The following is a 26,228-nucleotide window of genomic DNA, read 5'->3' as shown; positions in this document are numbered from 1 at the left end:
GGTTCAGCTTCTCTCGTCGAAGGACAGCACCACGTGCTGGGTGACGGGATGCGCCTGGCAGCACAGCACGAAGCCGGCCGCCAGCTCGCTCTTGTCGAGCGCGAAGTTGCGCTCCAGCCGCACATCGCCCTCCAGCACCTTGGCGCGGCAGGTGCCGCACACGCCCGAGGTGCACGAGAAGGGCATCTCCAGGCCGGCGGCCGAGGCCGCGTCCAGGATGCTGGGCTGCTCGCGCCGGAAGTCGAACTCGCGGCGCAGGCCGTCGCGGATGACCACGATGCGCGACTGCTCGGCATCGCCCGGGCGGGCCTCGTGCACCACGGCGCCCACGGCCTGGCCCGCAGCGCCGCTGGCGCCCGGCGCCACGCCAAAGCGCTCGATGTGCACGCGCTCCTCGGGCACGCCGGCGTCCAGCAGCGCGGCCTGGGCCTCGTCGTTCATCTGGAAGGGGCCGCAGATGTAGGCGTGATCCACGCCGGCCGCCGGCACCACGCTGCGCAGGAAATGGCCCAGCTTGTCGCGGTTCATCAGGCCCATGTTCAAGGGCGCGTCGGTGGGCTCGTCGCTGAACACATGGTGCAGGGCCAGGCGGGTGAGGTAGCGGTTTTTCAGGTCTTCGAGCTCTTCCTTGAACATCGTCGACTGCAGCGAGCGGTTGCCGTAGATCAGCGTGAAGCGGCTCTTCGGCTCGCGCGCCAGCACCGTCTTCATGATCGACAGGATCGGCGTGATGCCGCTGCCACCGGCAAAACCCACATGGTGGCGTGCGCTGGCCGGCTCGATGGGCACGAAGAAGCGGCCCTGCGGTGCCATCACGGCCACGCTGGCGCCGGCTTGCAGGCGCTCGTGGATCCAGTGGCTGAACACGCCGCCCTTGACCTTGCGCACGCCCACGCGCAGCTCGCCATCGTCAACGCCGGCGCAGATCGAGTACGAACGGCGCAGATCCTGCCCATCGATGGTGGCGCGCAGCGTCAGGTACTGGCCCTGCGTGAAGCCGAACACCTCGCGCAGCGCCTCGGGCACCGCAAAGCTCACGATCACCGCCTCGGCCGTGTCGGGCTCGATGCGGCGCACCGTCAGGTCATGGAAGAGGGGGGTGCTCATATCGGTTTGAAGTGCTCGAAGGGTTCTTTGCAGGCGATGCAGCGGTACAGCGACTTGCAGGCCGTGCTGCCAAAGGCCGACAGGCGCTCGGTGTGGGCGCTGCCGCAGCGCGGGCAGGCGATGGCGGGTGCCTGGCTCACCCGGGCCATGAAGCGGATCGGTTGCTCGCCCTCGGCCAGCGCCGGGCCGGGCGGGGCGATGCCGTAGGCGCGCAGCTTGTCGCGGCCGGCTTCGCTGATCCAGTCGGTGGTCCAGGCCGGGGCGCGGCGCAGTGCCACGCTCACCGGGCCCAGGCCGGCCTCGGTCAGCGCATCGGTGATCGACTGGTTGATCACCTCGGTGGCCGGGCAGCCGCTGTAGGTGGGCGTGACAACGATGGTGAGATCGCCAGCATCGCCCAGCAGCACATCGCGCACGATGCCCAGATCACGCACCGAGATGGCGGGCACCTCGGGGTCGGGCACGGTGTCGAGCACGCGCCAGGCGGCCTCGACCTTGCTGAGCACCTCGGCGCCGCACATGTTCACCACACGCCGCCGGGATAGGCGCGCTGCAGGTATTGCAGCTCGGCCAGGATGCGACCCATGTGCTCGGTGTGCACGCCGGTGCTGCCTGTGCTGACGAACTGGCCCGCGGCCGGCAGGGCCAGGCCGCATTCGCTGAACACGACCGTGACCTCGGCCTCCCAGGCCTCGCGCAGCGCGGCGCGGGCGGGGCCCCAGCCGTTGGCGGCCGCTGCCTGGTCGGCTGCGTCGTCGGCAAACAGCTCGGGGATGTAGCGGGCCAGCGCGGCCAGCGCGGCATCGACGCGCTGGCGCGACGCATCGGTGCCGTCGGCCAGGCGCAGCACCCAGTCGGCAGCGTGCTGCTGGTGGTAGCGCGCTTCCTTCAGCGCCTTGCCGGCGATGCCGTGCTGGTTGTGCACCTCGACGTCGTAGACGCCGGTGCGCCCGCTCTTGCTCACCTCCACGCAGCGCGCGGTGAGCACATCGCCCAGCTGGCCCGGCGCCAGCAGCTCGATGGCGAAGCCCGAGGCCACGGTGACCTCGTTGTAGGCATTGCAGGCGTAGGCAAAGGCCGAGTCGGCCAGCGTGGCGATCAGGCCGCCGTGGCACAGCTGGTGGCCGTTCACCATGTCGTGGCGCACGGCCATGCTCACCGTGGCCGTGCCCGCGCCCACGGCCAGCACCTGCATGCCCAGGCCGCGCACGGCATGGTCGTTGGCCCACATCGCGTCGCGCACGCGCTCGGCCAGGCTGGGTTCGGGGCTGTGGCTCATGGGCAAGACATCAAGGGTGGCTGGGGGCCTCAAACAGGCGGGCTGCCCGGCCGGTGCCTGAGGGGCGATGGCGCCGCTTCAAGTTCTACCGACCGTTCGGTTGATCTTAGGCAAGCCGGGCTGGCAGGGCAAGCTGAAAACCCTCAGGGTTTGCCCCGAAGGCGAGGGAAGGCGCGCCGGCGTCGCCTGCAGGGGGGATGGATGGGCCGCGCCACCCCACGAACAGTGGACGCTGCATCCGCCCCGGATTGATACAAGCGGCACTCGGAGCAGGGGCATGGCTGGGAGGCTTGTTTTGCACAGCAGATTGGGTACACACACGGGGCGCCAGGCGGGCAGCCGCGGGCCGGAGGCCGGGCGGCGCGCCGTGCCCGGCATGGGCGCTGGCCGCCTGGTGATGTTGGGGCTGAGGCTCGGCTTGGGGCTGGCGGGGGCGGCGCTGGCCCAGGCAGCGGCTGCCTCATCGGCCGCCGCACCAGCGGCCACACCCACACCCACGGCCGCGGCCGCAGCGGCTGCCACCGCGCCCAGCGTGGATGTGCAGCGCTACGAGCTGGCCGGTGCCACGCTGCTCGACCGTGCCGAGCTTGATGCCCGGCTGGCCCCGTTCTTGGGCCCGGCCACGCTCGAGAGGCTGCGTGCGGCGGCCCAGGCGGTGCAGGCCCTGTACCGCGAGGCCGGCTATGGCGGCGTGGTGGCCTTTGTGCCCGAGCAGGACCTGCGCGGCGGCGTGGTGCTGATCCGCGTGGTCGAGGGGCGTCTGGCCCAGGTGGTGCTCAGCGGCCAGCAGCAGTTCAGTGCCGCCAACATCCGCGCCAGCCTGCCTTCGCTGGCGGAGGGCGCCACGCCGCATGTGCGGCGCATCGACGCCGAGATCCAGATCGCCAACGAGAACCCGGCCAAGCAGGTGCAGGTGCTGCTGCAGCCGGGCAGCAAGCCTGGCGAGGTGGATGCCGCGCTCAGCGTGGCCGAGCTGCCGGTGTCGCGCTTCAATGCCCGGCTCGACAACACCGGCGGCGGCCAGGTGGGCCAGTGGCGCGCGGCGCTGGGCTGGCAGCACGCCAATGTGCTGGACCGCGACCATGTGTTCGCGGCCGAGCTGCTCACCGCGCCGCAAGACACCTCGGCCGTGGCCTCGCTGAGCGGCAGCTACCGCGCACCGCTGTATGGCCAGGCGCTGGCGGTCGACCTATACGGCGCCTGGAGCAATGTGGATGCCGGCAAGGTGGGCACCGCGGCCGGTGATCTGCAGTTCTCGGGCAAGGGCACCATCGTCGGCTCGCGCCTGTCGGTCTACCTGCCGCGCCAGGGCAACATCGACCAGCGCCTGATGCTGGGCCTGGAACTGCGCGAAAACAAGAACAGCTGCCAGATCGACGGCCTGGGCAGCCAGGCCTGCGGCAGCGCCGGCGCCAGCGTGTCGGCGCAGCCGGTGTCGATCAGCTATGCCGCGCAGGCCACCGCGCAGTGGCGCTGGTCCTTCAGCCTGGGCCTGCACGCCAACCTGGGGCTGGGCGGCCGCCATGGCGAGGCGCAGGATTTCGAGGCTGCCCGCAGCGGCAGCCGGCGCCGCTATGCGCTGATGCGCAGCGCGGGCCAGCTGTCGCTGCCGCTGGGTGACGAGTGGCAGGCCACCTGGCGCGCCAGCGGCCAGTGGAGCGACCTGCCGCTGGTCTCGGGCGAGATGTTCGGCGTGGGCGGTGCGCAATCGGTGCGCGGCTACGAAGAACGCGAGCTCAGCGGTGACGCCGGCCTGAGCATGAGCTTCGAGCTGCAGGGCGCCAACCTGCTGCCCGAGGCCTGGCGCGGCGCCGATCTGCGGCCGCTGGGGTTTGTCGACCTGGGCACGGTGCGCGTGCACGGCGGCTCACCCTGCCTGGGCACCCGCGCCAGCTGCCACCTGGCGGCCGTGGGCGCCGGCCTGCGTGCGCAATGGCAGCAGGCCACGCTGCGCTTCGATGTGGCCCTGGCCCAGCGCGATGCGCCCACCACGCGCGAGGGCGATCTGCGCGCCCATCTGTCGCTGACGCTGAACTTCTGAGGTTGATGCCATGCAAGGCCTTGTCCATCCCGCCGCCCGCACCCCCGGCCACGGCAGTGCTGCCGGCGCCCGCCCAGGCCAGGCGCGCCGCCGCCCGGCATTCAGTCCTCGGGTTCTGACGCCGCTGGCACTCACGCCGCTCGCTCGCGCCATCCTGGCCGCCGGCCTGCTGGCCAGCCCGCTGCTGCTGCAGGCCGCCGGCCCGCTGCCGGCCCTGGCCAGCGGCGCGCTGCCCACCGGCCTGCAGGTGCGTGCCGGCCAGGCCGCGGTGCAGACCACGGGCCAGCAGATGGTGGTGCGCAACAGCCCGGGCGCCATCCTGAACTGGAAGAGCTTCGACATCGGCGCCGCGGCCTCGGTGCGCTTCGACCAGGCCAACGCGGCCAGCAAGGTGCTCAACCGCGTCACCGGCGACGACCCCAGCCGCATCCTCGGCCGCCTGTCCAGCAATGGCCAGGTGTGGCTGCTCAACCCGAACGGCGTGCTGTTCGGCCAGGGCGCCCGGGTGGATGTGGCCGGGCTGGTGTCCAGCACGCTGCGCCTGGGCGACAGCGATTTTCTGGCCCAACGCTACCGCTTCACGGCCGATGAAGGCCTGGCCGCCACGGTGCGCAACGAGGGCGCGCTGCAGTCCAGCTTTGGTGGCCAGGTGCTGCTGCTGGGCGGCCGGGTCGAGAACCACGGCGACATCCTGGCCCCGGGCGGCCAGGTGGCGCTGGGCGCGGCCAGCGCGGTGGACCTGGTGGACACCGGCCTGCCCAATCTGGCGGTGCGGGTGGCGGTGCCGGCGGGCGAGGTGCTCAACCTCGGCCGCCTGGCCGCGGCCGGGGGCCGGGTGGATGTGTACGGCGCCATCGTCAACCAGCAGGGCCTGGTGTCGGCGCTGAGCCTGGGGCAGGGCGCCGAAGGCCAGCTGGTGCTGCGCGCCAGCGACACCCTGAGCCTGGGCGCCACCAGCCGCACCGAGGCCAGCGGTCTCGATGTCGGCCAGCGCGGCGGCGACGTGACTTTGCAGGGCCGGCACATCGCGCTGGCCGCAGGCGCCACGGTGGAGGCCTCGGGCGACGCCGGCGGCGGGCGCATCCGCGTGGGCGGCGGCCTGCAGGGGCGCGACACCGACCTGGCCAACGCGGCCACGGTGCAGGTGGCCGCCGGGGCCCTGCTGGCGGCCGATGCGCTGGGCCAGGGCCGCGGCGGCCAGGTGATGGTGTGGTCAGACCAGCTGACTCGGTTCGAGGGCCTGCTGCGCGCCCGTGGCGGCGCGCTGGGCGGCGACGGCGGGTTTGCCGAGGTGTCCAGCAAGGGCGAGCTGGGCTTCAACGGCCTGGCCGATCTGCGTGCCGTGGCCGGCGCGGCGGGCAGCCTGCTGCTCGACCCGTCGTTCCTGACCATCGCGGCCACCGGGGCCAACCTGTCGGGCCAGGGCGACGATCTGGGGTCGGGCAGCGTGCTGTTCGGGCAGTACCCGCGCATCAACAGCGTCATCACCGCCGGCGCGCTGAACACCCAGCTGGCGCTGGGCAACGTGCTGCTGCAGGCCGACAACGACATCACCGTCAACGCGCCGGTGGAGGGCAGCAACGCCCTGACGCTGCAGGCCGGCCGCCACATCCTGGTCAACAGCTCGGTGCGTGCGGCCAGCGGCATCCACCTGTCGGCCAACGACCCCGGCGGGGCCGACAGCGGCTTTGGCGTGGTGCAGATGGCCGCCAGCGCCAGCCTGGATGCCGGCAGCGGCACGCTGACCATCAGCCACAACGGCGGCAGCGGCACGCACCGCCTGGCGGGCGCCCTGAGCGCCGGCACACTGGCCATCGAGGGCCCGGTGCAGCTGATGGGCGCCAGCACCTGGACCCTGAGCGGCGACAGCACCGTGGCGTCGGCCATCTCGGGCAACCAGGGGCTCACCAAGGCCGGCAGCGGCACGCTCACCCTGGCCGGCAGCAACAACTACGGCGGCGGCACCACGGTGGCCCAGGGCACGTTGGCCACGGCAGCCGCCGATCAGCTGCCCGACCTGGGCACGCTCACCGTGGCGGCGGGCGCCAGCCTGGCGCTGGGCGGCAACGACAGCATCGGCGCGCTGGCCGGTGCCGGCAACGTGGTGCTGGGCGACGCCAGCCTGGTGTCCGACGCGTCCAGCAACACCAGCTTCTCGGGCCGCATCAGCGGTGCCGGCGGCTTCACCAAGCAGGGCAGCGGCTGGCTCACGCTGAGCGGCAGCAACACCTACACCGGCATGACCACGGTGCGCACCGACAGCGGCCGGCTGATCGTGGCCGGCACCGGCGAGGCCTTGCCGGGCGCGCTGACCATCGACGGCGGCCGCGTGGTGCTCGACAACAGCAGCCGGCTCACGCTGCCCAGCCTGTCGATGGTGGGCGGCTGGCTCTCGGGCACCGGCGAGGTGCTGGTGTCGGGGCCGTTCACGGTGTCGGGCAGCAGCGCCGAGATCAACGGCAGCGGCAGCTTTGCCACACGCGGCGCGTCCAGCATCAACCTCGAGCGCGCGAACAGCGGCTTCCTGGGCGTCAGCAAGCCCTGGACCAATACCGGCACGCTGACCCTGGCTGGCGACGACTATCTCTTCTTTGGTTATTCGCAGGGCACGGGCGGCTCGCTCACCAATGCGGCTGGCGGCAGCGTGGTGCTGGCCACCTCGGCGGCCAGCGCGATGCGGGTGTACACCGGCGCCAGCAATGTGTTCAGCAATGCCGGCAGCTTGCGGCAGACCGCCACCGGCGCCCACGCCATCGACCTGAACACCTTCACCAACACCGGCACGGTGGAGGTGCAGGCCGGTACGCTGGAACTGTCGGCCAACGGCACCGACAGCGGTCTCTACCGCATCGATGCCGGCGCCACGCTGGCCGTGACCGGCGGCACGCGCCAATTCGCCAGCGGCATCGGCGTGTCGGGCAGCGGCACGCTGCAGGTGGCCGGTGGCACCCTGAACCTTGGCAACGGCAGCGCCATCACGCTGGCCAACCTGCAACTGAGTGGCGGCGAGCTGACCGGCAGTGGCGATCTGATCGTGAGCGGCGCCTTCTCGGTCGACCGCAGCCAGGTCAGCCTGGGCGGCAGCGGCACGCTCACCACCGAGGGCAACAGCACGGTCAACCTGAGCGCCGGTGGCTCGTTCCTGGGCCTGGGCCGCACGTGGGTGAACCGCGGCATCCTGTCGATCTCGGGCGACGACTTCATCTACCTCGGCTATCCCAGCGGCGGCTCGCCCAGCCTGCTCAATGCCGCGGGAGCCACGCTGAACCTCGACACCAGCGCCGCCACGCCGCTGGCGCTGTACACCGGCACGCCCAGTGTCATCAACCAGGGCACGCTCAACCACAACACGGCGGCCCGGCAGCTGGTGAACGTGCTGTTCAGCAACAGCGGCACGCTCAACCAGAATGCCGGCACGCTGGTGCTGTCGGCCAACGGCAGCGACAGCGGCCGCTACAACGTGGCCAGCGGCGCCACGCTCGAGATTGGTGGCGGCACGCGCGTGCTGGGCAGCAGCGCCAACGTGGCCGGCGCCGGCAGCCTGCTGGTGAGCGGCGGCACCACCACCATCGAAGGCGCGCTCGACCTGGCCAACACCGGCGCGGCCATCGGCGTGAGCAATGGCACGCTGAACTTCGGTGGCTCGGCCAGCGGCAACTTCGCCCCGGTGACGGTGAGCGGCGGCACGCTGAACTTCAACAACAGCGCCACGGTCACCGTGCCCAGCCTGACGCTGAGCGCCGGCACCCTGGGCGGCTCGGGCAACCTCACGGTGAGCGGCGCCTTCGACGTGACCGGCCGCCATGCCAACCTTGATGGCAGCGGCACGCTCACCACCCGGGGCAGCAGCACGGTGGACATGGCCGAGGTCAACGGCGGCTACCTGGGCATCGGCCGCAACTGGCTGAACGAAGGCACGCTGACATTCGGCGGCAACGACTTTGCCTACATCGGCTACCCCAGCGGCAGCGCGGTCACGCTGACCAATGCCGCAGGCGCCACGCTCAACCTCAACACCAGCGCCACCAATGCCCTGGCCCACTACTCGGGCAGCACGGCCATCGTCAACCAGGGCACGCTCAACCACAACGCCGCAGGCCGGCACACGGTGAGCGCGGCAACAGCGGCACGGTGCAGCTGAACGCGGGCACGCTGGAACTGTCGGCCAGCGGCAGCGACGCCGCTACAACGTGGCCAGCACGCTCAGTTTGGCGGCGACGCGCGTGCTGGGCAGCGGCGGCTGGCCGGCGCCGGCAGCCTGCTGGTGAGCGGCGGCACCACCACCATCGAAGGCGCGCTCGACCTGGCCAACACCGGCGCGGCCATCGGCGTGAGCAATGGCACGCTGAACTTCGGTGGCTCGGCCAGCGGCAACTTCGCCCCGGTGACGGTGAGCGGCGGCACGCTGAACTTCAACAACAGCGCCACGGTCACCGTGCCCAGCCTGACGCTGAGCGCCGGCACCCTGGGCGGCTCGGGCAACCTGGTTGTGAGCGGCGCCTTCGACGTGACCGGCCGCCATGCCAACCTCACCGGCAGCGGCACGCTCACCACCCAGGGCGGCAGCACGGTGGACATGGCCGAGGCCAATGGCGGCTACCTGGGCATCGGCCGCAACTGGCTGAACGAAGGCACGCTGACATTCGGCGGCAACGACTTTGCCTACATCGGCTACCCCAGCGGCAGCGCGGTCACGCTGACCAATGCCGCAGGCGCCACGCTCAACCTCAACACCAGCGCCGGCAATGCGCTGGCCCACTACTCGGGCAGCACGGCCATCGTCAACCAGGGCACGCTCAACCACAACGCCGCAGGCCGGCACACGGTGAGCGCGCCCTTCAGCAACAGCGGCACGGTGCAGCTGAGCGCCGGCACGCTGGAACTGTCGGCCAGCGGCAGCGACAGTGGCCGCTACAACGTGGCCAGCGGCGCCACGCTCGAGTTTGGCGGCGGCACGCGCGTGCTGGGCAGCAGCGCCAGCGTGGCCGGTGCCGGCAGCCTGCTGGTGAGCGGCGGCACCACCACCATCGAAGGCGCGCTCGACCTGGCCAACACCGGCGCGGCCATCGGCGTGGGCAATGGCACGCTGAACTTCGGCGGCTCGGCCAGCGGCAACTTCGCCCCGGTGACGGTGAGCGGCGGCACGCTGAACTTCAACAACAGCGCCACGGTCACCGTGCCCAGCCTGACGCTGAGCGCCGGCACCCTGGGCGGCTCGGGCAACCTCACGGTGAGCGGCGCCTTCGACGTGACCGGCCGCCATGCCAACCTTGATGGCAGCGGCACGCTCACCACCCGGGGCAGCAGCACGGTGGACATGGCCGAGGTCAACGGCGGCTACCTGGGCATCGGCCGCAACTGGCTGAACGAAGGCACGCTGACATTTGGCGGCAACGACTTTGCCTACTTCGGCTACCCCAGCAGCGGCACGGTCACGCTGACCAATGCCGCAGGCGCCACGATCAACCTCAGCACCAGCGCCGGCAGCCCGTGGATTTATTACTCGGGCACCCAGGCGGTGGTGAACGAGGGCACGCTGAACGTCAGCGCCGAGGCCCGGCAACTGCTGAGCGTGCCCTTCAGCAACAGCGGCACGGTGAACCTCCTCTCGGGCAGCCTGGCGCTGTCAGGCCATGGCAGCGATACGGGGCGCTATGCCCTGGCCCCCGGCAGCACGCTGGAGATTGCCGGCGGCACGCGCAGCCTGGCCAGCGGCGCCCGCGTGTCGGGCTCGGGTGCGATGGCCGTGACCGGCGGCACCTTGAACGTCGATGGCCAGCTCGACTTCAGCGCCACGGCCATGGCCGTGAGCGGCGGCACGCTGAACTTCAACAACAGCGCCGCGGTCACCGTGCCCAGCCTGACACTGAGCGCCGGCACCCTGGGCGGCGCGGGCAACCTGATCGTGAGCGGCGCGTTCGATGTGACCGGGCGCCATGCCAACCTCACCGGCAGCGGCACCCTCACCACCCGGGGCAGCAGCACGGTGGACATGGCCGAGGTCAGCGGTGGCTACCTGGGCATCAGCCGCAACTGGGTCAACGAAGGCACGCTGACATTCGGCGGCAATGACTTTGCCTACTTCGGCTACCCCAACAGTGGCACGTTCACGCTGACCAATGCGGCGGGGGCCACGATCAACCTCGACACCAGCGCCGGCAGCCCGTGGATTTTCTACTCGGGCACCCAGGCGGTGGTGAACCAGGGCACCTTGAACCACAACGCCGCGGGCCGGCATGTGCTGAGCGTGCCCTTCAGCAACAGCGGCACGGTGAACCTGAACGCCGGCAACCTGGTGCTCTCGGGCAATGGCAGCGATTCGGGCGCCTATGCCCTGGCGGCCGGCAGCACGCTCGAGCATGGCGGCGGCACACGCCAGCTGGCCAGCGGCACCAGCCTGTCGGGGGGCGGCGCGCTGGTGGTGAGCGGTGGCGTGCTCCAAGTCGACGGCGCGCTCGACTTCAGCGCCACCCAGCTCACGGTGAATGGTGGCACGATCAGCTTCAACGGCAGCCAGGCCGTCACGCTGCCCAGCCTGCGCCTGCTGAGCGGCACCCTGACCGGCTCGGGCGACGTGACGGTGAGCGGCAGCTTCGATGTCACCGGCAGCTATGCCAATCTCAGCGGCAGCGGTGCGTTCGTCACCCAGGGCAGCAGCAGCATCGACCTGGCCGACGTGCGCCAGGGCTACCTGAACCTCAGCCGGCGCTGGCAAAACGCCGGCACGCTGCGCCTGGGCGGCGACGACCTGATCTACCTGGGCGTCTCGGGCAGTGACAGCGCCTTGAACAACCTGGCCGGCGGCGTCATCACGCTGAGCACCAGCCATCCGTCACCGCTGCTGCACTATGCCGGCACGGCCAGCATCGACAACGCCGGCACCTTGATCCTGTCGGCACCCGGCGCCCATTCGCTGAGCCAGGGCTCGCTGGCCAACAGCGGCAGCCTGCAGGTGCGCGACGGCCAATGGAGCGTCGGCAGCAGGCTCAGCCAGCGCGGCCTGCTGCAGATCGACAGCGGCGCCAGCCTGGGGGTGTCGGGCAGCCTCACCAACCAGGCCGGCGGCACGCTGGCGGGCTCGGGCACGCTGCAGCTCGGCTCGGGCACCCTGACCAATCAAGGCCTGATCAGCCCCGGCGGCGATCTGCAGGCCGGCACGCTCACCATCGACGGCAACCTGGCCCTGGCCACCGGCAGCCTGAACCTCGACCTGGGTGGCACCGCGGCCGGCGCGTCCGACCGCCTGGTGGTCAACGGCAACCTCAGCCTGGGCGGCAGCCTGCGCGCGCAGCTGATCGGTGGCTACCAGCCGGCAGCCAGCGAGCATGTGCCGGTCATCACCGCCAGCGGCACGGCCAGCGGCCTGTTCGGCAGCACCGCGCTGGCGGGCTTTTCCACCGGCTACAACCTGGCCGCGGGCGAGGCACTGCGCCTGATCTATGCCGGCAGCGGCACCAAGGTGTTCACCAACGCCGCCAACAACCTCGACTGGGGCACGCCCGCCAACTGGGATGGCAGCCTGCCCGGCAGCGGCGACACGGTGCTCATCAGCAGCGGCCATGCGGTCACGCACGACCGCGGCATCGACACAGTGAGCGCGCTCACCGTGGCCAGCGACAACGCGCTGACCATCTCCGGCGGCTCGCTCACCGTGACCGGCGCCACCCAGCTGGGTGGCCGCTTCACCGTGTCGGGTGACGGCGCGGCCACGCTGCAGGGCGACCTGGACGGTGCCGGGCGCGTGCAGCTGCGAGGCGGCAGCCTCACCCTGAATGGCCATGCCGGCATGGCCGAGCTGAGCCTGGACGGCGGCACCCTGGCCGGCCGCGGCAGCCTGCGGGTGGACACCAGCTTCGCGCGCGGCGCCAGCGGCGTGATCGGGGCCGATTTCAGCCAGATCAGCCTCACCCAGCGCCAGGGCGATCTGAACCCGGGCGCGCTGTCGGCCGGCAGCCTGGTGCTGACCACGCAGGACAGCACCGCCCGCCTCACCATCACCGGCCCGCTCAGCAGCAGCAGCGGCGCGCTCACCGTGCAGGCCGCCGGGCCGATGCAGGTGCAGGGCAGCAACGCGGCGCTCAGCGCGGCGGGCGAGCTCAACATCTCGGCGCTCAGCCTCGATCTGGCCGGCCCCTTGAGCGGCCAGCGCCTGGTGGTGCAGGGCATCAACGGCGTGCGCCTGCGCGATGCGGCGGTGCTCACCGCCGCCGCCGGCAGCGGCGATGCCATCGTGCTCGATGCCGCCGGCACCGGGCCCTTCATCAACGAGGTGGGCGCTGCGGCGCTGCGCACCGGCGGTGGCCGCTGGCTGGTGTATTCGGCCGATCCGCGCGCCGACACCGTGGGCGGCCTGGACGCCGGCTTCCGCCAGTACAACGCGCCCTATGGCAGCACCGTGCCGCTGGGCAGCGGCAACGGCCTGCTCTACAGCCTGGCACCCACGCTGAGCATCGGCCTGCAGGGCACGGTGGGCAAGGTGTATGACGGCAATGCCGTGGCCGTGCTGAGCGCCGCCAACCTGGTGGCCAGCGGCCTGCCCGACATCGACCGGGTGAGCCTGGGCACGCCCGCCACCGGCCTGTACGCCAGCAAGAACGTGGGCGACGGCGTGCTGGTGCAGGCCAGCGGCCTGAGCGCCACGGTCACCGACAGCGTGGCTGGCTACCCGGTCTACGGCCTGCAGTTCAGCACCTCGGCCAGCGGCGCCATCGGCCGCATCACGCCGGCACCGCTGGCGGTGCAAGGCCTGAGCGCGCTCGACAAGGTCTACGACGCCAGCCGCAACGCCAGCCTGGCGGGCACCGCCAGCGTGGCCGCGCTGGGGGGCGACAGCGTGGCGCTGTCGGGCACGGCCGCGGGCCTGTTTGCCGACAAGAACGTGGGCAGCGGCAAGGCCATCACGCTGAGCGGCCTGACCCTGGGCGGCGCCGACGCCGGCAACTACACGCTGCAGTGGCCGGCCCTGGCGGCCGGCATCCAGCCGGCCAGCGCGCAACTGCTGAACCTGCTGGCCGAGGCCAAGGTCTACGACGGCAGCACCAGCGCCCGGCTGGGTGCCGGCCTGGGCGGCATCGTGGCGGGCGACGGGGTCACGCTCGATCTGAGCGGCCAGTTTGCCAATGCCGCGGCCGGCGCCGCGCGCGATGTCAGCTGGAACGCCCAGCTGCGCGGCCCCGATGCGCTGAACTACCGCCTGCCCGCGGTCTCGGGCACGCTGCAGGCGGCCATCCAGCAGGCGGTGCTGAGCTATGTGGCCAACGCGGCCACCGGCACCAGCGGCCAGCCGCTGCCCGGCCTGGGCGGCAGCGTGAGCGGCTTCGTGGCCGGCGAGTCGCTGGCCACGGCCACCGAGGGCACGCTGCAATGGCTGAGCCCGGCCAGCAGTGCCAGCCCGGCCGGCCGCTATGAGGTGCTGGGCAGCGGCCTGGCGGCCGCCAACTACCGCTTCGAGCAGGCGCCCGGCAATGCCAGCGCGCTGCTGCTGCAGGCGCCACCGCCACCGCCACCGCCGCCGCCGCCGCCGCCGCCGCCGCCGCCGCCGCCGCCGCCGCCGCCGGCCGCGGCCGACCCGGCCACCCAGGCCAACACCGTGACCACCCGTGCGGCCCTGCAGGCGGTGCAGCCGCTGCTGGCCATGTCCACCCCCACCCAGGGCCGGGTGCTGGATGTGACCCTGGCCCTGATCGCGCCCGATGCCGCCGGCCAGCGCGCACTGGCCAGCGTGGAACGCGCCAGTGGCGACCAGGCCGCGTTGCCGGCCAGCGCCGTGGCGGCGGCTGGCGCCCAGCGCAGTGCCGAAGAGCTGGCGGCGATGGCCCAGCGCCTGGGCACCGGCCTGGGCAGCGAGGGCGATGGCCTGGGCTATGCCGAGCTCGATCTCTCGCGCCTGCCGCGCGACGAGGTGCAAAGCCTGCTGGCAGCGCGGGCGCGCTACAAGCTCAAGGTGTTTTCCAGCGGTGTGCACCGCGTGCAGCAAGACCCTGCGCTGGCCGATGTGCGGCCCTGCGTCAACGTGGCCGAACTCGACAGCGGCGCCTGCATCATCACCGACCTGCTCAAGCGCGAGATCCAGGCCGCGCAGGCCAAGGCGGCCCAGCTCAAGGCGCGCGACGACAAGCTGCGGCGCGTCAAGAGCGCCGCGCTGCCGGCCATCGAGCGCAAGCTGGCGCTGGTGATCGGCATCAACAAGTACGCCGACAAGCGCATTCCCGAGCTCAGCGGCGCCATCCCCGATGCCCGCGCACTGCGCGACATGCTGCAGCTGCGCCTGGGCTACGAGCCCACGGTGGTCGAGAACGCCAGCCGCGAGGCCATCATCAAGGCCTTCAACAAGCTGGCGCTCGAGGCCGAGCCCAACGACTCGGTGATCGTCTACTACGCCGGCCATGGCGTGGTGGTGCCGGTGGACGGGGCCGACACCGGCTTCTGGGTGCCTGCCGACGGCGACAGCGACAAGCCCGACACCTGGGTCTCCAACGCCGACATCGCACGCATGGTGTCGGCGGTGTCGGCGCGGCAGGTGATGCTGGTGTCCGACAGCTGCTACTCGGGCCGTCTGGTGGGCCAGGACCGCCTGCAGACCACCGCCACCGACGCCGACGAGCTGCTCAAGCGCCGCGCGGTGGTGGTGATGTCCAGCGGCGGCGACGAGCCGGTGGCCGACCAGGGCCGCAACGGCCACTCGGTGTTTGCCTGGCACTTCATGCGCGCGCTCGACGGCCTGGACGCCTGGCAGGCGGGCGGCAGCCTGTTCGGCCGCATCCGCCAGAGCGTGGTCAAGGAGTTTCCACAGACGCCGCAGTACGGCAGCAGCCGCGCCGGCGGCCACGAGGGCAATACCGACTACCTGTTCGAGCGCCGCGAGCTTCAGGCGCTGCGGCCCTGAGCGAAGGGAGCCGGACGCTGGACGCCGAATGCTGAATGCTGAATGCTGTGCTGCTTCAGCCGGCCGGCACCTTGCGGGCGGCCAGCGCCTCGCGGGCGGCCAGCAGCTCGCTGGCGGTGGCCAGGCCGCGTGAGGCCCGCGCCCACCAGGCCGAGAACGAATCGCAGGCCGTCTCGACCGGTGCAAACAGCGGCGCGGGGGCCTCGCAGCGCGCCAGGCGCGGCAGGCTGGCGGCCAGATGCGGTTCGGCCACGCTGCGCACGCTGCGCGCACCCGCCAGCGCGCTGCGCAGCGTGGCAGCGCCGGCATGCCAGCGCAGGGGCGTGATCTCGGCCATGCGGTGGTTCACAAAGCGCCAGCGGCGCTCGCTCCAGGGCCAGGCCTGGTGGAAATCGGCCAGGTACAGGCCGATCACCAGCGTGTCGTGCGGCAGGCCGGCGGGCAGGGCGCCAAGGTTCCATGGATGCACCAGCCAGACATCGCGGCCGCGCACCGTGGCGGCGGAGGCCGGGCTGAGCCCCAGCGCGCGCGAGGGCGTCTCGAACAGTGGCGGCTCGGCCAGCGCGCTCGGCAACGGCAGTGCCGCGGGGGCCGGGGCGGGGGCCGGGGTGGGGGCGGTGGCCGGCCACCAGGCCGCCTGCTGCGGCGCGCGGCGGGCGAGTTGCGCGAGCGCGTCGTACGAGGTGTCGATCACCGTGCCGGGGCTGTGCCAGGCAGCGGGCGCAAAACGCGCCACGTTCTCGGCATTGAACAGGTAGGGCTTGCGGCTGCCGGTGGCCGCCACCCATTGCCAGCTGAGGTGGTTGCTGGCCAGGTCGCCATCCAGCAGATGGCCGTACAGCCAGTCGGCGCCCACCCGCCAGTGCACCTGGCGCACATGCACCACATAGCTGGCCAGCCACAGCCGGGCATGGTTGTGCAGCAGGCCGGTGGCATACAGCGTGCGCACCGCCTGGTCGATCACCGGCACGCCGGTGCAGGCCAGGCGGATGTCGGCCGGCAACTCGTCGCCGTAGGCATCGTCGGGCAACACGCCGCCGTGCAGCGAGCGCAGGATGCCATCGCCCCGGCGCTGCCAGACGTGGCGGAAGAAGCTGCGCCAGCCCAGCTCGGCCACGAAGCGGTGCTGCATCTCCAGCGGATGGCGTGCGTTCACGCCGGCCAGCACCTCGGCCTGCGACACCAGGCCGTGGGTGAGGTAGGGCGACAGGCCGCTCACTGCGCCGTCCAGCGCATTGCGCGTGCGGGCATAGGCCGCGGGCCGCACCGCGGCAATGCGCGCCTGCGCCGCGGCCAGCGTGGGGGCCGGGTCATCCGGCATGGCGGGCGGCTGCTGCGGGGGCGCTCGCCAGCGGGCCCACCTCGCCGCGCCGGATGGCGGCGGCGCGATCAGTCACCGCCTGGCGCTGGGCCGGGTCGAGCCGGGCCAGGTTCTTGACCTGCAGCGCCATGCGCGGGTTGCGTGCCAGGCGGGCCTCGTGGCGCATCAGAAAGTCCCAGTACAGCGTGGTGTACGGGCAGGCCCGATCGCCGCTGCGCTGGGCCGGGTCGTAGCGGCAGCTGCTGCAGTGCGGGCTCATGCGCTGGATGTACTTGCCAGTGGCCACATAGGGCTTGCTGCCCATCAGGCCGCCATCGGCGTACTGGCTCATGCCCAGGGTGTTGGGCAGCTCCACCCATTCCACCGCGTCCACGTACACCGCCAGGTACCAGGCATGCACCTGCTGCGGCTGCACGCCGTACATCAGGGCAAACAGGCCGGTCACCATCAGGCGCTGGATGTGGTTGGCATAGCCGTGGGCCAGGGTCTGCGCCAGCGCGTCGCGCAGGCAGGCCAGGTCGGTGGCGCCGGTCCAGTACCAGGCGGGCAGGGCCTCGTGCGCTTCAAGCGCGTTGGCCTCCAGATAGGCCGGCATGCGCGTCCAGTAGATGCCGCGCACGTACTCGCGCCAGCCCAGGATCTGGCGGATGAAGCCCTCGGCGCTGGCCAGGCCCACGGCGCCGCGGCGGTAGGCGGCCTCGGCCGCGGCCACCACCTCGCGCGGGTTCAGCAGCTTGAGGTTCAGCGCCGCCGACAGGTGCGAGTGGTACAGCCAGGCGTCACCGGGCCAGATCGCGTCCTGGTAGCGGCCGAACAGCGGCAGGCGCTCGTCGATGAAGGCCTGCAGGGCCTGCAGCGCCTGGTCCCGGGTGACCGGCCAGGCAAAGCTGTCGAGCGAGCCGGGGTGATCGGCGAAGCGCTTGTTCACCAGGGCCAGCACCTCGCGCGTCAGCGCGTCGGGCGCGCAGCGTGTGCGTGGCGGCAGCAGGCCGGGGCCGGCGGCGCCGAAGGCCTCGCGGTTCTCGGTGTCGAAGTTCCAGCGCTCGCCCTCGGGTTGATCACCGTTCATCAGCACCGCATGCCGTTGGCGCTGCTCGCGGTAGAAGAACTTCAGCCGCAGCGACTTGCGCGCCCGGGCATGCGCCGCAAACTCGCGCACCGTGCAGTAGAAGTGCCGGTCTTCGCGAATCTCCAGCGGCAGGCCGGCAGCCGCTGCCACGGCCTTGAGCGCCTGCAGCACGCGCCAGTCGCCGGGGGCGGTCATCAGCAGGGCGGCGGGCCGCAGGCGGGCGATGTCGGCCTGCAGCTGCGCGGCCAGGCTGCCCAGGGTGTGGGCCGCATCCAGCTGGGTGTAGTGCAGCGGCCGGCCGGCGGCCTGCAGCGCCAGCGCAAAGTGGCGCATGGCGGCCAGAAACAGCGCGGTGCGCGGCTTGCTCGACCAGACATGGGTCGACTCCTCGGCCACCTCGGCCATCCACACGGCATCGTGGCCGCCATCGAAGCCGTCAAAGGCCGCCGCCTCCAGATCGAGCTGGTCGCCCAGCACGATGACCAGGCTGCGCAGCGGCGCCGGCGGCTGCGTCGACAGCGGCGCCGACGAGGGCATTGGCAGCCAGGCCTCAGCCATGACGGGCCACCTTGCGCTGGCGGCAGGCGTCGGAGCAGAACTTGACCTCGGTCCAGTTGCGCGCCCAGCAGCGGCGCCAGCTCATCGGCCGGCCACAGGCCCGGCAGGGTTTGCTGGGCAGCGCGGCCTTGTTGCCGCGAAAACCGGTGGCGGCGGATTTCATGGCAGGCATGGCGTTGGGGCGGCGTCCACCACCGCATCGGCCAGGGCCTGCGCCGACAGCCAGGCGCCCTCGGCGCCCGTGCCGCCCAGAAAATCGCCACACACGCCCAGGCCCTGCGTGGCGTCCCACCAGCAGCTTTCGCTGGGCTGGCCAGCGGCACGCGGCGGCAAGGCATAGCGCCAGCGGTGCACGGTGCTGTGCAGCCAGGCCACGGGCTGGCCGAGCACCGCCCCGAGCGCGGCCTGCAGCTGCGCCAGCACCTGATCGGGCGTTTGCTCGAGCCGGCGCCGGCTCCAGCCCGCCCGCGCATGGGCCACCCAATGCGCCTGGCCCGGCACCCTGGCGCGGCCGGGGCGCAGATCGCTGCGCATCACGCAGGCCAGCGGGCCGCGCCGCGGCAGGGCGAGGCTCCAGTCGGCGGCGTGCAGTGGGTGGTGGGCGGCGGTGTCGGCCACGCCCATCAGCGTCCAGCAAGGCTGCATGTTCGTCACGGCGGCATGGCGTGCCCAGCCCGGGCGGTGCGGGGCCAGCAGCGGTGCCGCCTGGGCCGGAGGCAGCGTCAGCAAAACGCGATCAAAGCGCCGGGTGCTGGGCTGGTCGGGCACCACCACCTGCCAGCCGCCTGCGTCACGCTGCAGCGCCGACACCGGGGCCGACCAGTGCGTCGGCAGTTCACCCAGCAAATGGCGGCACAGCGCGGGCATGCCGGGCACCGGCACCATCAGGCGGCCGGCGCAGTCCAGCGGCAGGCTGTCGGGCGCCAGGCGGGGCTGCCACTCGGCCAGCCAGCCCGCCTGCAGCGCCTGCGCCACAAACGCCTGGAATCGCCCCGTGCGGGCGCCGATGCCCGGCGCGCCATGGTCGAGCGCGGTGGTGTGGATGACGCCGCGGGCATCGGCCCACATGGCACGCCGCGTGGCCAGCCGGCCGCCCGGGCCGCGGGCCTTGTCGAACACCTGCACCGCATGCCCCGCCCGGGCCAGCGCCGCCGCCAGGCTGGCCCCGGCCAGGCCCGCGCCGATCACGGCAATGTGTTGGGGTGCAGGCATCGACATGCGGCGAATGCTACGCTTGAGACGGGTCAATCACGTTTCATTGGCCGATTCTCTGGGTGTTGTGCAGTGATATTCGGCGTCAAAACGGCGTCATTGGCCAGACGACAGGATGCAGGAAGGAACCCGCATGAACCGCCGCCGCAGCAAGAGCGATCCCCCGACACCGCCATCCTTGGCCGCGGATGAGGCGCTGACGCCCCGCAGCGGCGCGAAAGCCGACGCGCCTCTGCACCGCAGCGGCGCGGTGGCCCGCATGCTGCGCATGCCGGTGGCCACGCTGCGGGTCTGGGAGCGGCGCTATGCCTTGTCGCAGCCGGCCCTGTCGGCCAGTGGCCAGCGGCTTTATTCGGCCGCCGAGGTGCAGCGCCTGGCCTTGCTGAAGCAGCTCAGCGACCTGGGCCATGCCATCGGCAGCCTGGCCGGGCTTGACATGGGCCAGTTGCAGGGCGTGGCCGCCACCCATGCCGGGCTGCTGGCCGCCAACCGGCGCGACGGGGCCGCCTCGGCCGGCAACGCCGCCGTGGATGCTGCCGCTGGTGCCGCCGCTGGTGCCGCCGCTGGTGCCGGCCACCCGGCACCGCACAGGCCATGGCGCCTGGCCGTGGTGGGCCCCGCGCTGGCGGCACGCTGGCAGCGTGCCGGTGGGTGGCCCGGGCTGCGCCAGCCGGTGCAGCTGCTGGGCCCGTTTGACGATCTGGCCCAGGCCGGTGCGGCCCTGGCGGCCGAGCCGGTGGATGCGCCGCCGGTGGATGCGCTGCTGGTGCATGCGCCCGAGCTGCAGCCGGGCTGGGCTGCTGCTGCGGCGGTGCAGGCCCCGGCGCTGGCCGGCCTGGCCACCGCGGTGCTCTACCGCTTTGCCGCCGATGCGGTGTGCGACGAACTCGCCGCCGCCGGCATGGCGCTGCTGCGCGAGCCGCAGCCCGATGCGGTGCTGGCGCAGTGGCTGCAGGCGCTGCAGGCCCGCAGCAGCCCGGCCGCCCAGGCCCCGGCGGCCGGCATGGCGGCCGATGGCTGGGCGGCCAGCGGCCCTCGGCCCCAGCCGCCGCGGCGCTGGGACGACGCCGCGCTGGCCGACTTTGCCGGCCTGTCGTCGACCATCGCGTGCGAGTGCCCGCGCCACGTGGCCGAGCTGCTGATGCAGTTGTCGCACTTCGAGGCCTACAGCCTGCAGTGCCGGCAGCGCAGCCGGGCCGACGCCGAGCTGCATGCCTTCTTGCAAAACGTGGCGGCCACGGCCCGGGCGCAGTTCGAGCTGGCGCTCGAACACGTGGCTCGCCACGAGGGCCTGCTGCTGCCGGCCCCCGTGCCCGGCCCACCGGCACCCGAATGAGGGACGCGGCCCGGCCGGGCCGATGGCGAACTGTCAGACTGCCGACTTGCGCTGCGGCTTGGGGCCGTGCAGTTGCCCTGGAGCAGTCATGACAAGTCGATCCACCCGACCGGGCTTGAGCCGTCGCCAATTGCTGCGGGCAGCCAGTGCCGGTGCCCTGCTGGCCAGCACCGGGTCGCAGGCCCAGGGCATGGCCAGCCCCGGCGTCACCGACCGGCAGATCCTGATCGGGCAGAGCATGGCGCTGCAGGGCGGCAAGAACGACTACGGCGTGGCCATCCGCGATGGCGTGGAGGCCGCGCTGCGGCAGATCAACGGCGCCGGTGGCGTGGCCGGCCGGCAGCTGGTGCTGCGGGTGCTGGACGACGAAGGCCAGGCCACGCGGGCCGAGGCCAATGCCCGCAAGCTGATCGACGAGGGCGTGTTCATCCTCTTCGGCAGCGTGGAAGGCGGGCCGTCGAACGCGGTGATGAAGGCCGCGGCCGACAAGCGGGTGCCGCTGTTCGGCCCGATGGCCGGCTCGCCCACGCTGCGTCTGCCGTTCCAGCCACTGGTGTTTCCGGTGCGGGCGGCGCACCGCGACGAGTTCATGGCGCTGCTGGCCCATGCCAAGCGCCTGGGCATGCAGCGCAGCGCGCTGTTGCACGCCGACACCGACGTGGGCCGCCAGCATCTGGCCAATGCCGGGCTGGCCGCGCGCGGCCTGGGCATGGCCGAGCTGCTGGGCCTGCCGGCGGGCGGCGATGTGAGCGATGCGCAGATCGACGCCCTGGTGCGCAAGCTGTCCGAGCAGCGCATCGAGATGGTCTTCAACCACGGTTCGGCCGCGCTGTTCGAGCGGCTGATCCGGCGCACCCGCGCGGCCGGCCTGAACACGCAGTTCTATGGCGTGAACTCGGGCTCCACCCAGCTGGCGCGGCGCCTGGGCGCCATGGCGCACGGCATGGTGTTCACCCAGGTGGTGCCCAGCCCGTGGGAGCGCAAGACCGCGCTGACGCGCGAGTACCAGGCCGCCTTTCGCGCCGCGTTCAGTGATCAGGATTTTTCGTACGGCAGCCTGGAGGGCTACCTGACCACCCGCGCGCTGGCCGAGGCGCTGAAACGCCCGGGCCGCAAGCTCAGCCGCGCCAGCCTGCTGCAGGCGCTGGCCGATGCCAGCTTCGACATCGCCGGTTTCAAGTTCCGCTACACCGCCACCGAGCACACCGGCTCAGGCTTTGTCGACACCGCCATCGTCGACCGCGACGGGCGCTTTCGGCACTGAGCCGGGCCGGGCCCCTGGCGCCCGTTCAGGCGGCCTCGTAACGCCCTGCCACCGCGTCCTGCAGCAGGCCGGCCCAGTCGTCCACCAGGCGCTCGGTGGGGCTGTCGATGCGCATCCAGCGGCCGAAGACCACGGCTTCCACATCCAGCACCTGGGGCTCGCGCGCCAGGGCCTGCCGGTCCACCAGCAGCACCACGCGCTGCCAGGTGGGCATGTCGTCGTCGCGGCTGCTGTCGCTGTTGTCAACGCCCCAGCGGATGCCGCTGCGGCGCCGCACGATCAGCTCGCCCAGCAAGATGGCCAGGTCGAGCAGCAGCGCATGCATGATCTGCGGCCCGCTGCGGCTGCTGGCCAGCCAGGCCTGCCGGTCGGGGCGGGCCGTGCCGCGCACACCGGGCCAGCACGCCAGCGCCCACTGGTGCAGCGCGGCAAGCAGCGGGCCGGTGTCGCCGTGGTCGAGCACGGCCTCGAACTGGATGCCGTGCCCGGCCAGCAGGCCTTGCAGCGCGGCCAGACGCTGCTCACGCTGCTGCATGAAGCGCCCAAAGTTGTCGGCCGCCTGCGCGGCCGTCCACCGGCTGGCCGGGCCCGGGTGGGCGGCCGGGCAGGGCGGGTAACTGGCCAGTTGGCGGGCCAGCAGGCTGCTGGCCGCGGCCGGTTCGGATGGTTTCAGGAGTCGGGAGAACCAGCTGGCCATGGCGTGCAATGGGTGACGGGACGAAGCGGCCTGTGCTCAGGGGCCTCGGCGCACTGTATCGAAGGTGGCGCGTCCGGCGGCGTCACCGCCCCAGGCGCCGCCCACACCGCCGATGATGGCACCGATGGCCGTGCCAACGCCGGGCAGGATGGCCGTGCCGATGGCTGCGCCGGCCGCCGCGCCGCCCCAGCCGCCCAGCGCGCCGCCGGCCACACCGCTGGCCGCGCGGCCGGTGTTCTGGCCGATCCGGTTGCCGTCGGCACGGTAGGCCTGGCCGATCTCGATCACGTCCATCGCCAGGCCCACCGGCCGGGCCACGCGGCCCACCACCTCGAGGGTGTTGCCGGCCTGGCGCACCGTGCGGTTGACGCGCAGGGCTTCAGCGTCGCGCAGGGCTTCGCTGGTGATGTGGCCGGTGGCGCCATCCAGGCCGGTGCGGCCCACCTTCGATTCGATCTCGATGCGCTGGCTGTAGCGCGGGTCGGCAGCCGGCACGTCGACCACCACGTCGACGATGCGGCCGTTGGCCCGCGGCTGCTGGGTGCTGACCACGGTGCCGGGCGAGCTGTAGCGCGCGGCCGTGGCCTGTTCAGCCAGGGCGCCGTTGACGTTGTTGGCCACCCCGGACGACACGCCCGAGCGCGGGCCCAGCGAGCCGGCCGGTGAGGCGTGGATGCGGTCGGCCACCTCGATGCCACCGCCTTCGAGCAGGTTGGTCAGGCCGCTGGTGAAGCCGCCCTTGCCGGTCCAGGCGCTGGTGGTGCCTTCCCAGCGCTTGATGAGGATCGGGTTGTCGACCAGGGTCTGCCGCCCGAGGCCGGCCCAATGCTGGCCGGCGGCCCACACGCCACCCGGGCCGGGCACCGAGTTGCTGGCGTCGCTGTAGAGCGAGGGCGAGCCGCTGCCAAGGCCCGAGCCAAAACCCTGGTAGCCGGTCTGCACCAGGCTGCCGCTCATGCCAGGCGAGTAGCTGGCCTGCATGAAGCCACCCGACCAGGCGCCCGACGTCTGCGCCTGGGCCAGGGCATTGGCCTCGGCGATCTTGGCCGCCGCGGCTTCACGCGCACGCTGCTCCAGCTCGGCCTTCACCGCCAGGCCGTTGCTGTTGCTGGCGATCAGGCGGCCGCCGGTGCGGGCCAGGGCCGCCAGGTCGGCATCGGAGCGGCCGCCCAGGTCGGGCATCACCAGCTCCTGGCCCACGCGCAGCATCGGGCTGCCCCACTGGTTGAGCTTCAGGCCGTTGTCGATGGCCATCTGCGCCAGGCCGGCGCGCCAGTGGTCGCCATAGTTGGCGCGGGCGATGGCCTCGAGCGTCTGGCCGCGGCTGACCACGGTGGTGGCCGGGGCGCTGGGGGTGGCGGCTGTGCTCGGCGGGCTGTCATCGGGCGCCAGCGCGGCCGGGGCGGTGTCGCTGGCGGCCACGGCCGCCGGCGTTTCACCCGCATCGGCCTGCCGGGCCTTGGCGAGGGCGGCCTGTGCCTCGGTATCGGCATCGGCATCGGCCTTGGCCTGCAGCTGGGCCTGCTCGGCGGCACGCTGGCGCGCGCTGATCTCGTCGGCCTGCTGGCTGGCAGCCTGGGCCGAGGCCATGCCCTGGGTCAGGCTTTGCGCGGCGTCCAGATTGCCCTGGCTGAGCGCCTGCACGGCGCGCAGGCCGGTCACCACCTCGCTGGCGGTGGCGATCTGGCCGGCGTAGGTGTGGTCCTTGCCGAGCGCGCCACTGGCCAGGCCCAGCGTGCCGCTGAGCGCGCCCAGCGCATCGCCCCCGCGCACGGCGGCGCGCACGGCCAGGCCCTGCTGCACATAGCCGCCCACGGTCTGCAGCGTGGCCAGGGTGGACGAGGCCTGCGTGCCGCTGCCGAAGGCGCCGCCGGCCAGGCTGAGTGCCGCGCCGATGTCCTTGTTGGCGATGGCGTTGTAGGCCATGTTCAGCTTGCTGGCCGCGCTGGCCACGGCCTGGATGTTGGCCACCGTGCTGGCGCTGGCGCCCAAGCTGCCGGCAATGTTGGCCGCGCCGCCGGCCACGCTGGCCACCGCGCCCAGCACCGCACCCCAGCTCTTGTTCTTGATGCCCTGGTAGGCCATGTAAGCCGCGCGCACCACGTCGACGATGCGCACCGCCAGCTGCACCACCGGGATCGGGATGAAGCGGCAGATCATCAGCACCGCCGCAAACAGCTTGCTCTGCATCAGCTGCTTGAAGCCTTCCTTGACGGCCGAGATCACCGCCTTGGTGGTCTCCTTGACCGCCTGCACCACGGCCTTGACGGTGGTCTTGACGGCCTGCACGCCTTGCTTGAAGCCTTCGCGCACGCGCTGGAAGTTCAGCGTCATCAGGCCGGTGGCCACCTTGAAGGTGGACTTGACCAGGCCGACCGTGCCCTTGACCACGGCCTTGACGACCTTCTTGAAGCCACCGGAGATGGCCTTGCGCAGCTTCTTGAACCAGCCGTATTCCACCTGCACGCTGCGGCCGTTGAGCATCACGGTGCCGTGGTCGTTGTCGGCCTTCATGTCGGCCAGCTGCTGGGCGCTCACGGCATCGCCATGCATCAGCTTGGCGAAGATCTCGCCTTCGTCGCCGGCCGAATCAACGGTGTTGATGCGGGCGTCGATGGCGTGGCCCAGCTCTTCCATGAGCAGGCGCTGGGCGGTGTCGGCATCGCCGTGCAGGGTTTCGCGGCTGATGTAGATCGTGTCTTCGGCCTGCACATAGGCGCCGCGGGCGGCGCCGTCGGCGGCCTGGGTGCCCGACAGGTCAGACAGTTGCTGGGCCGAGGCGATCTGGACTTTGGGCGCCCACGAGAAGTCACCGGCCAGGGCCTGCTGGCGCAGGGTTTCGGCCTTGGCGGCGTCGAACTTGTCACCAAAGGCCTGGCGCAGCGTGGCGTTGAACGCACCGGCATCGGACGCCGAGGCGGCAAAGCGCTGCTGCATGGCGCTGGAGACGCGGCTCAGGGCCAGGGCATCGGCCGCGGCAGCCTGCTGGGCCTGCAGGTTGACCACCGTGCCTTGCAGGCGCTGGCGCACCAGGCCCAGGCGCGAGAGCCAGCCGAACTTGCCGCGCACCGGCAGGCTGCCTTCGGTGGGGCGCAGCGCTTCGTGGCGCAACTGGGCGCCGTGCTCGGCCCTGTCGGCGCGCTGCTGCAGTGCCGCGCGAATGCGGCTGAGCCAGGCCCCGCGCACCGGCTGCGCGCGCACCATTCCGTGCTTGAGCATTCGGCCGGCCCAGGGCGCCGCCGTTTCGCGCCGGGCGGCTGCGTGGCGAAACCAGCGCGGCGTGCGGCTGGTGGCCAGGGCAGGGGCCTGGGCGTTGGCCTGGGCTGTGGCCGGAGCGTTGGCCTGGGCGGTGGCCGCGTTCACGGCGCCAGCCAGGGCACCGCTGGCGTTCGGGTCGATCTGCATGGATCCTCCTCGCTGATTTGCGCCTCACGCATGGTGTGGCAGTAGGCGACAAAG

Annotated in this window: 14 protein-coding genes; 5 read left to right on the top strand and 9 right to left on the bottom strand. The window is 72.3% G+C overall.

What is annotated here, in order from left to right; genetic code table 11:
* Positions 1-3 precede the first annotated feature (3 nt).
* Genes paaE through paaI form a run of 3 tightly spaced genes read right to left on the bottom strand, consistent with a single transcriptional unit; the run spans position 4 to position 2,386 of the window.
* Positions 4-1,107, bottom strand: a complete 1,104-nt coding sequence (gene paaE, locus N4G63_RS12835; protein WP_260785871.1) for a 1,2-phenylacetyl-CoA epoxidase subunit PaaE — start codon at positions 1,105-1,107, stop codon at positions 4-6.
* A complete protein-coding gene (paaD, locus tag N4G63_RS12830; RefSeq protein ID WP_260786691.1) occupies positions 1,104-1,628 on the bottom strand; it encodes a 1,2-phenylacetyl-CoA epoxidase subunit PaaD in 525 nt (174 codons plus the stop codon). Before paaD ends, paaE begins: the two co-directional genes overlap by 4 nt.
* A gap of 2 nt (positions 1,629-1,630) precedes the next feature.
* Positions 1,631-2,386 carry a hydroxyphenylacetyl-CoA thioesterase PaaI gene (gene paaI, locus N4G63_RS12825; RefSeq protein WP_314599771.1) on the bottom strand — a complete coding sequence of 252 codons (756 nt, stop codon included), beginning with the start codon at positions 2,384-2,386 and terminating at the stop codon, positions 1,631-1,633.
* A 376-nt stretch (positions 2,387-2,762) separates the two neighbouring features.
* Between paaI and N4G63_RS12820 the strand changes: the two genes are divergently transcribed.
* The 3 genes from N4G63_RS12820 (at position 2,763) to N4G63_RS12810 (ending at position 15,312) form a co-directional block, all read left to right on the top strand.
* A complete protein-coding gene (locus N4G63_RS12820) occupies positions 2,763-4,427 on the top strand; it encodes a ShlB/FhaC/HecB family hemolysin secretion/activation protein (RefSeq protein ID WP_314599770.1) in 1,665 nt (554 codons plus the stop codon).
* Positions 4,428-4,437: 10 nt separating this feature from the next.
* On the top strand, positions 4,438-8,568 hold the full coding sequence (locus N4G63_RS12815) for a beta strand repeat-containing protein (protein ID WP_314599769.1): 4,131 nt from the start codon (positions 4,438-4,440) through the stop codon (positions 8,566-8,568).
* A 123-nt stretch (positions 8,569-8,691) separates the two neighbouring features.
* A complete protein-coding gene (locus tag N4G63_RS12810) occupies positions 8,692-15,312 on the top strand; it encodes a YDG domain-containing protein (protein WP_314599768.1) in 6,621 nt (2,206 codons plus the stop codon).
* A 55-nt stretch (positions 15,313-15,367) separates the two neighbouring features.
* Here the strand turns inward: N4G63_RS12810 and N4G63_RS12805 are convergent, their stop codons facing one another.
* Genes N4G63_RS12805 through N4G63_RS12790 form a run of 4 tightly spaced genes read right to left on the bottom strand, consistent with a single transcriptional unit; the run spans position 15,368 to position 19,478 of the window.
* A complete protein-coding gene (locus tag N4G63_RS12805; protein ID WP_260785868.1) occupies positions 15,368-16,633 on the bottom strand; it encodes an FAD-binding domain-containing protein in 1,266 nt (421 codons plus the stop codon).
* On the bottom strand, positions 16,623-18,239 hold the full coding sequence (locus tag N4G63_RS12800; RefSeq protein ID WP_260786689.1) for a cryptochrome/photolyase family protein: 1,617 nt from the start codon (positions 18,237-18,239) through the stop codon (positions 16,623-16,625). Before N4G63_RS12800 ends, N4G63_RS12805 begins: the two co-directional genes overlap by 11 nt.
* Positions 18,240-18,252: 13 nt before the next feature.
* Entirely contained in the window at positions 18,253-18,423 is a 171-nt protein-coding gene (locus N4G63_RS12795) for a DUF2256 domain-containing protein (RefSeq protein WP_260785867.1), read from the bottom strand.
* Entirely contained in the window at positions 18,420-19,478 is a 1,059-nt protein-coding gene (locus tag N4G63_RS12790; protein ID WP_314599767.1) for an NAD(P)/FAD-dependent oxidoreductase, read from the bottom strand. Before N4G63_RS12790 ends, N4G63_RS12795 begins: the two co-directional genes overlap by 4 nt.
* A 127-nt stretch (positions 19,479-19,605) precedes the next feature.
* On the opposite strand from N4G63_RS12790, the gene N4G63_RS12785 reads away from it, so the two are divergent.
* Both N4G63_RS12785 and N4G63_RS12780 read left to right on the top strand, forming a co-directional pair.
* Positions 19,606-20,808 carry a MerR family transcriptional regulator gene (locus N4G63_RS12785; protein WP_260785864.1) on the top strand — a complete coding sequence of 401 codons (1,203 nt, stop codon included), beginning with the start codon at positions 19,606-19,608 and terminating at the stop codon, positions 20,806-20,808.
* Positions 20,809-20,923: 115 nt separating this feature from the next.
* Positions 20,924-22,072: an ABC transporter substrate-binding protein gene (locus N4G63_RS12780; protein WP_260785863.1), complete on the top strand. Its 1,149-nt coding sequence runs from the start codon at positions 20,924-20,926 to the stop codon at positions 22,070-22,072.
* A 25-nt stretch (positions 22,073-22,097) separates the two neighbouring features.
* Here the strand turns inward: N4G63_RS12780 and N4G63_RS12775 are convergent, their stop codons facing one another.
* Positions 22,098-22,769, bottom strand: coding sequence for a hypothetical protein (locus N4G63_RS12775; RefSeq protein WP_260785862.1), 672 nt, complete (start codon positions 22,767-22,769; stop codon positions 22,098-22,100).
* Between the two features lie 36 nt (positions 22,770-22,805).
* Positions 22,806-26,174 carry a glycine zipper domain-containing protein gene (locus tag N4G63_RS12770; RefSeq protein ID WP_314599766.1) on the bottom strand — a complete coding sequence of 1,123 codons (3,369 nt, stop codon included), beginning with the start codon at positions 26,172-26,174 and terminating at the stop codon, positions 22,806-22,808.
* Between the last annotated feature and the right edge of the window lie 54 nt (positions 26,175-26,228).

Source organism: Aquabacterium sp. OR-4 (genome assembly GCF_025290835.2).
Lineage (GTDB): Bacteria > Pseudomonadota > Gammaproteobacteria > Burkholderiales > Burkholderiaceae_C > Pseudaquabacterium.
Note: the sequence above shows the minus strand (reverse complement) of the source record. Positions and strands in the feature narration are given on the sequence as shown.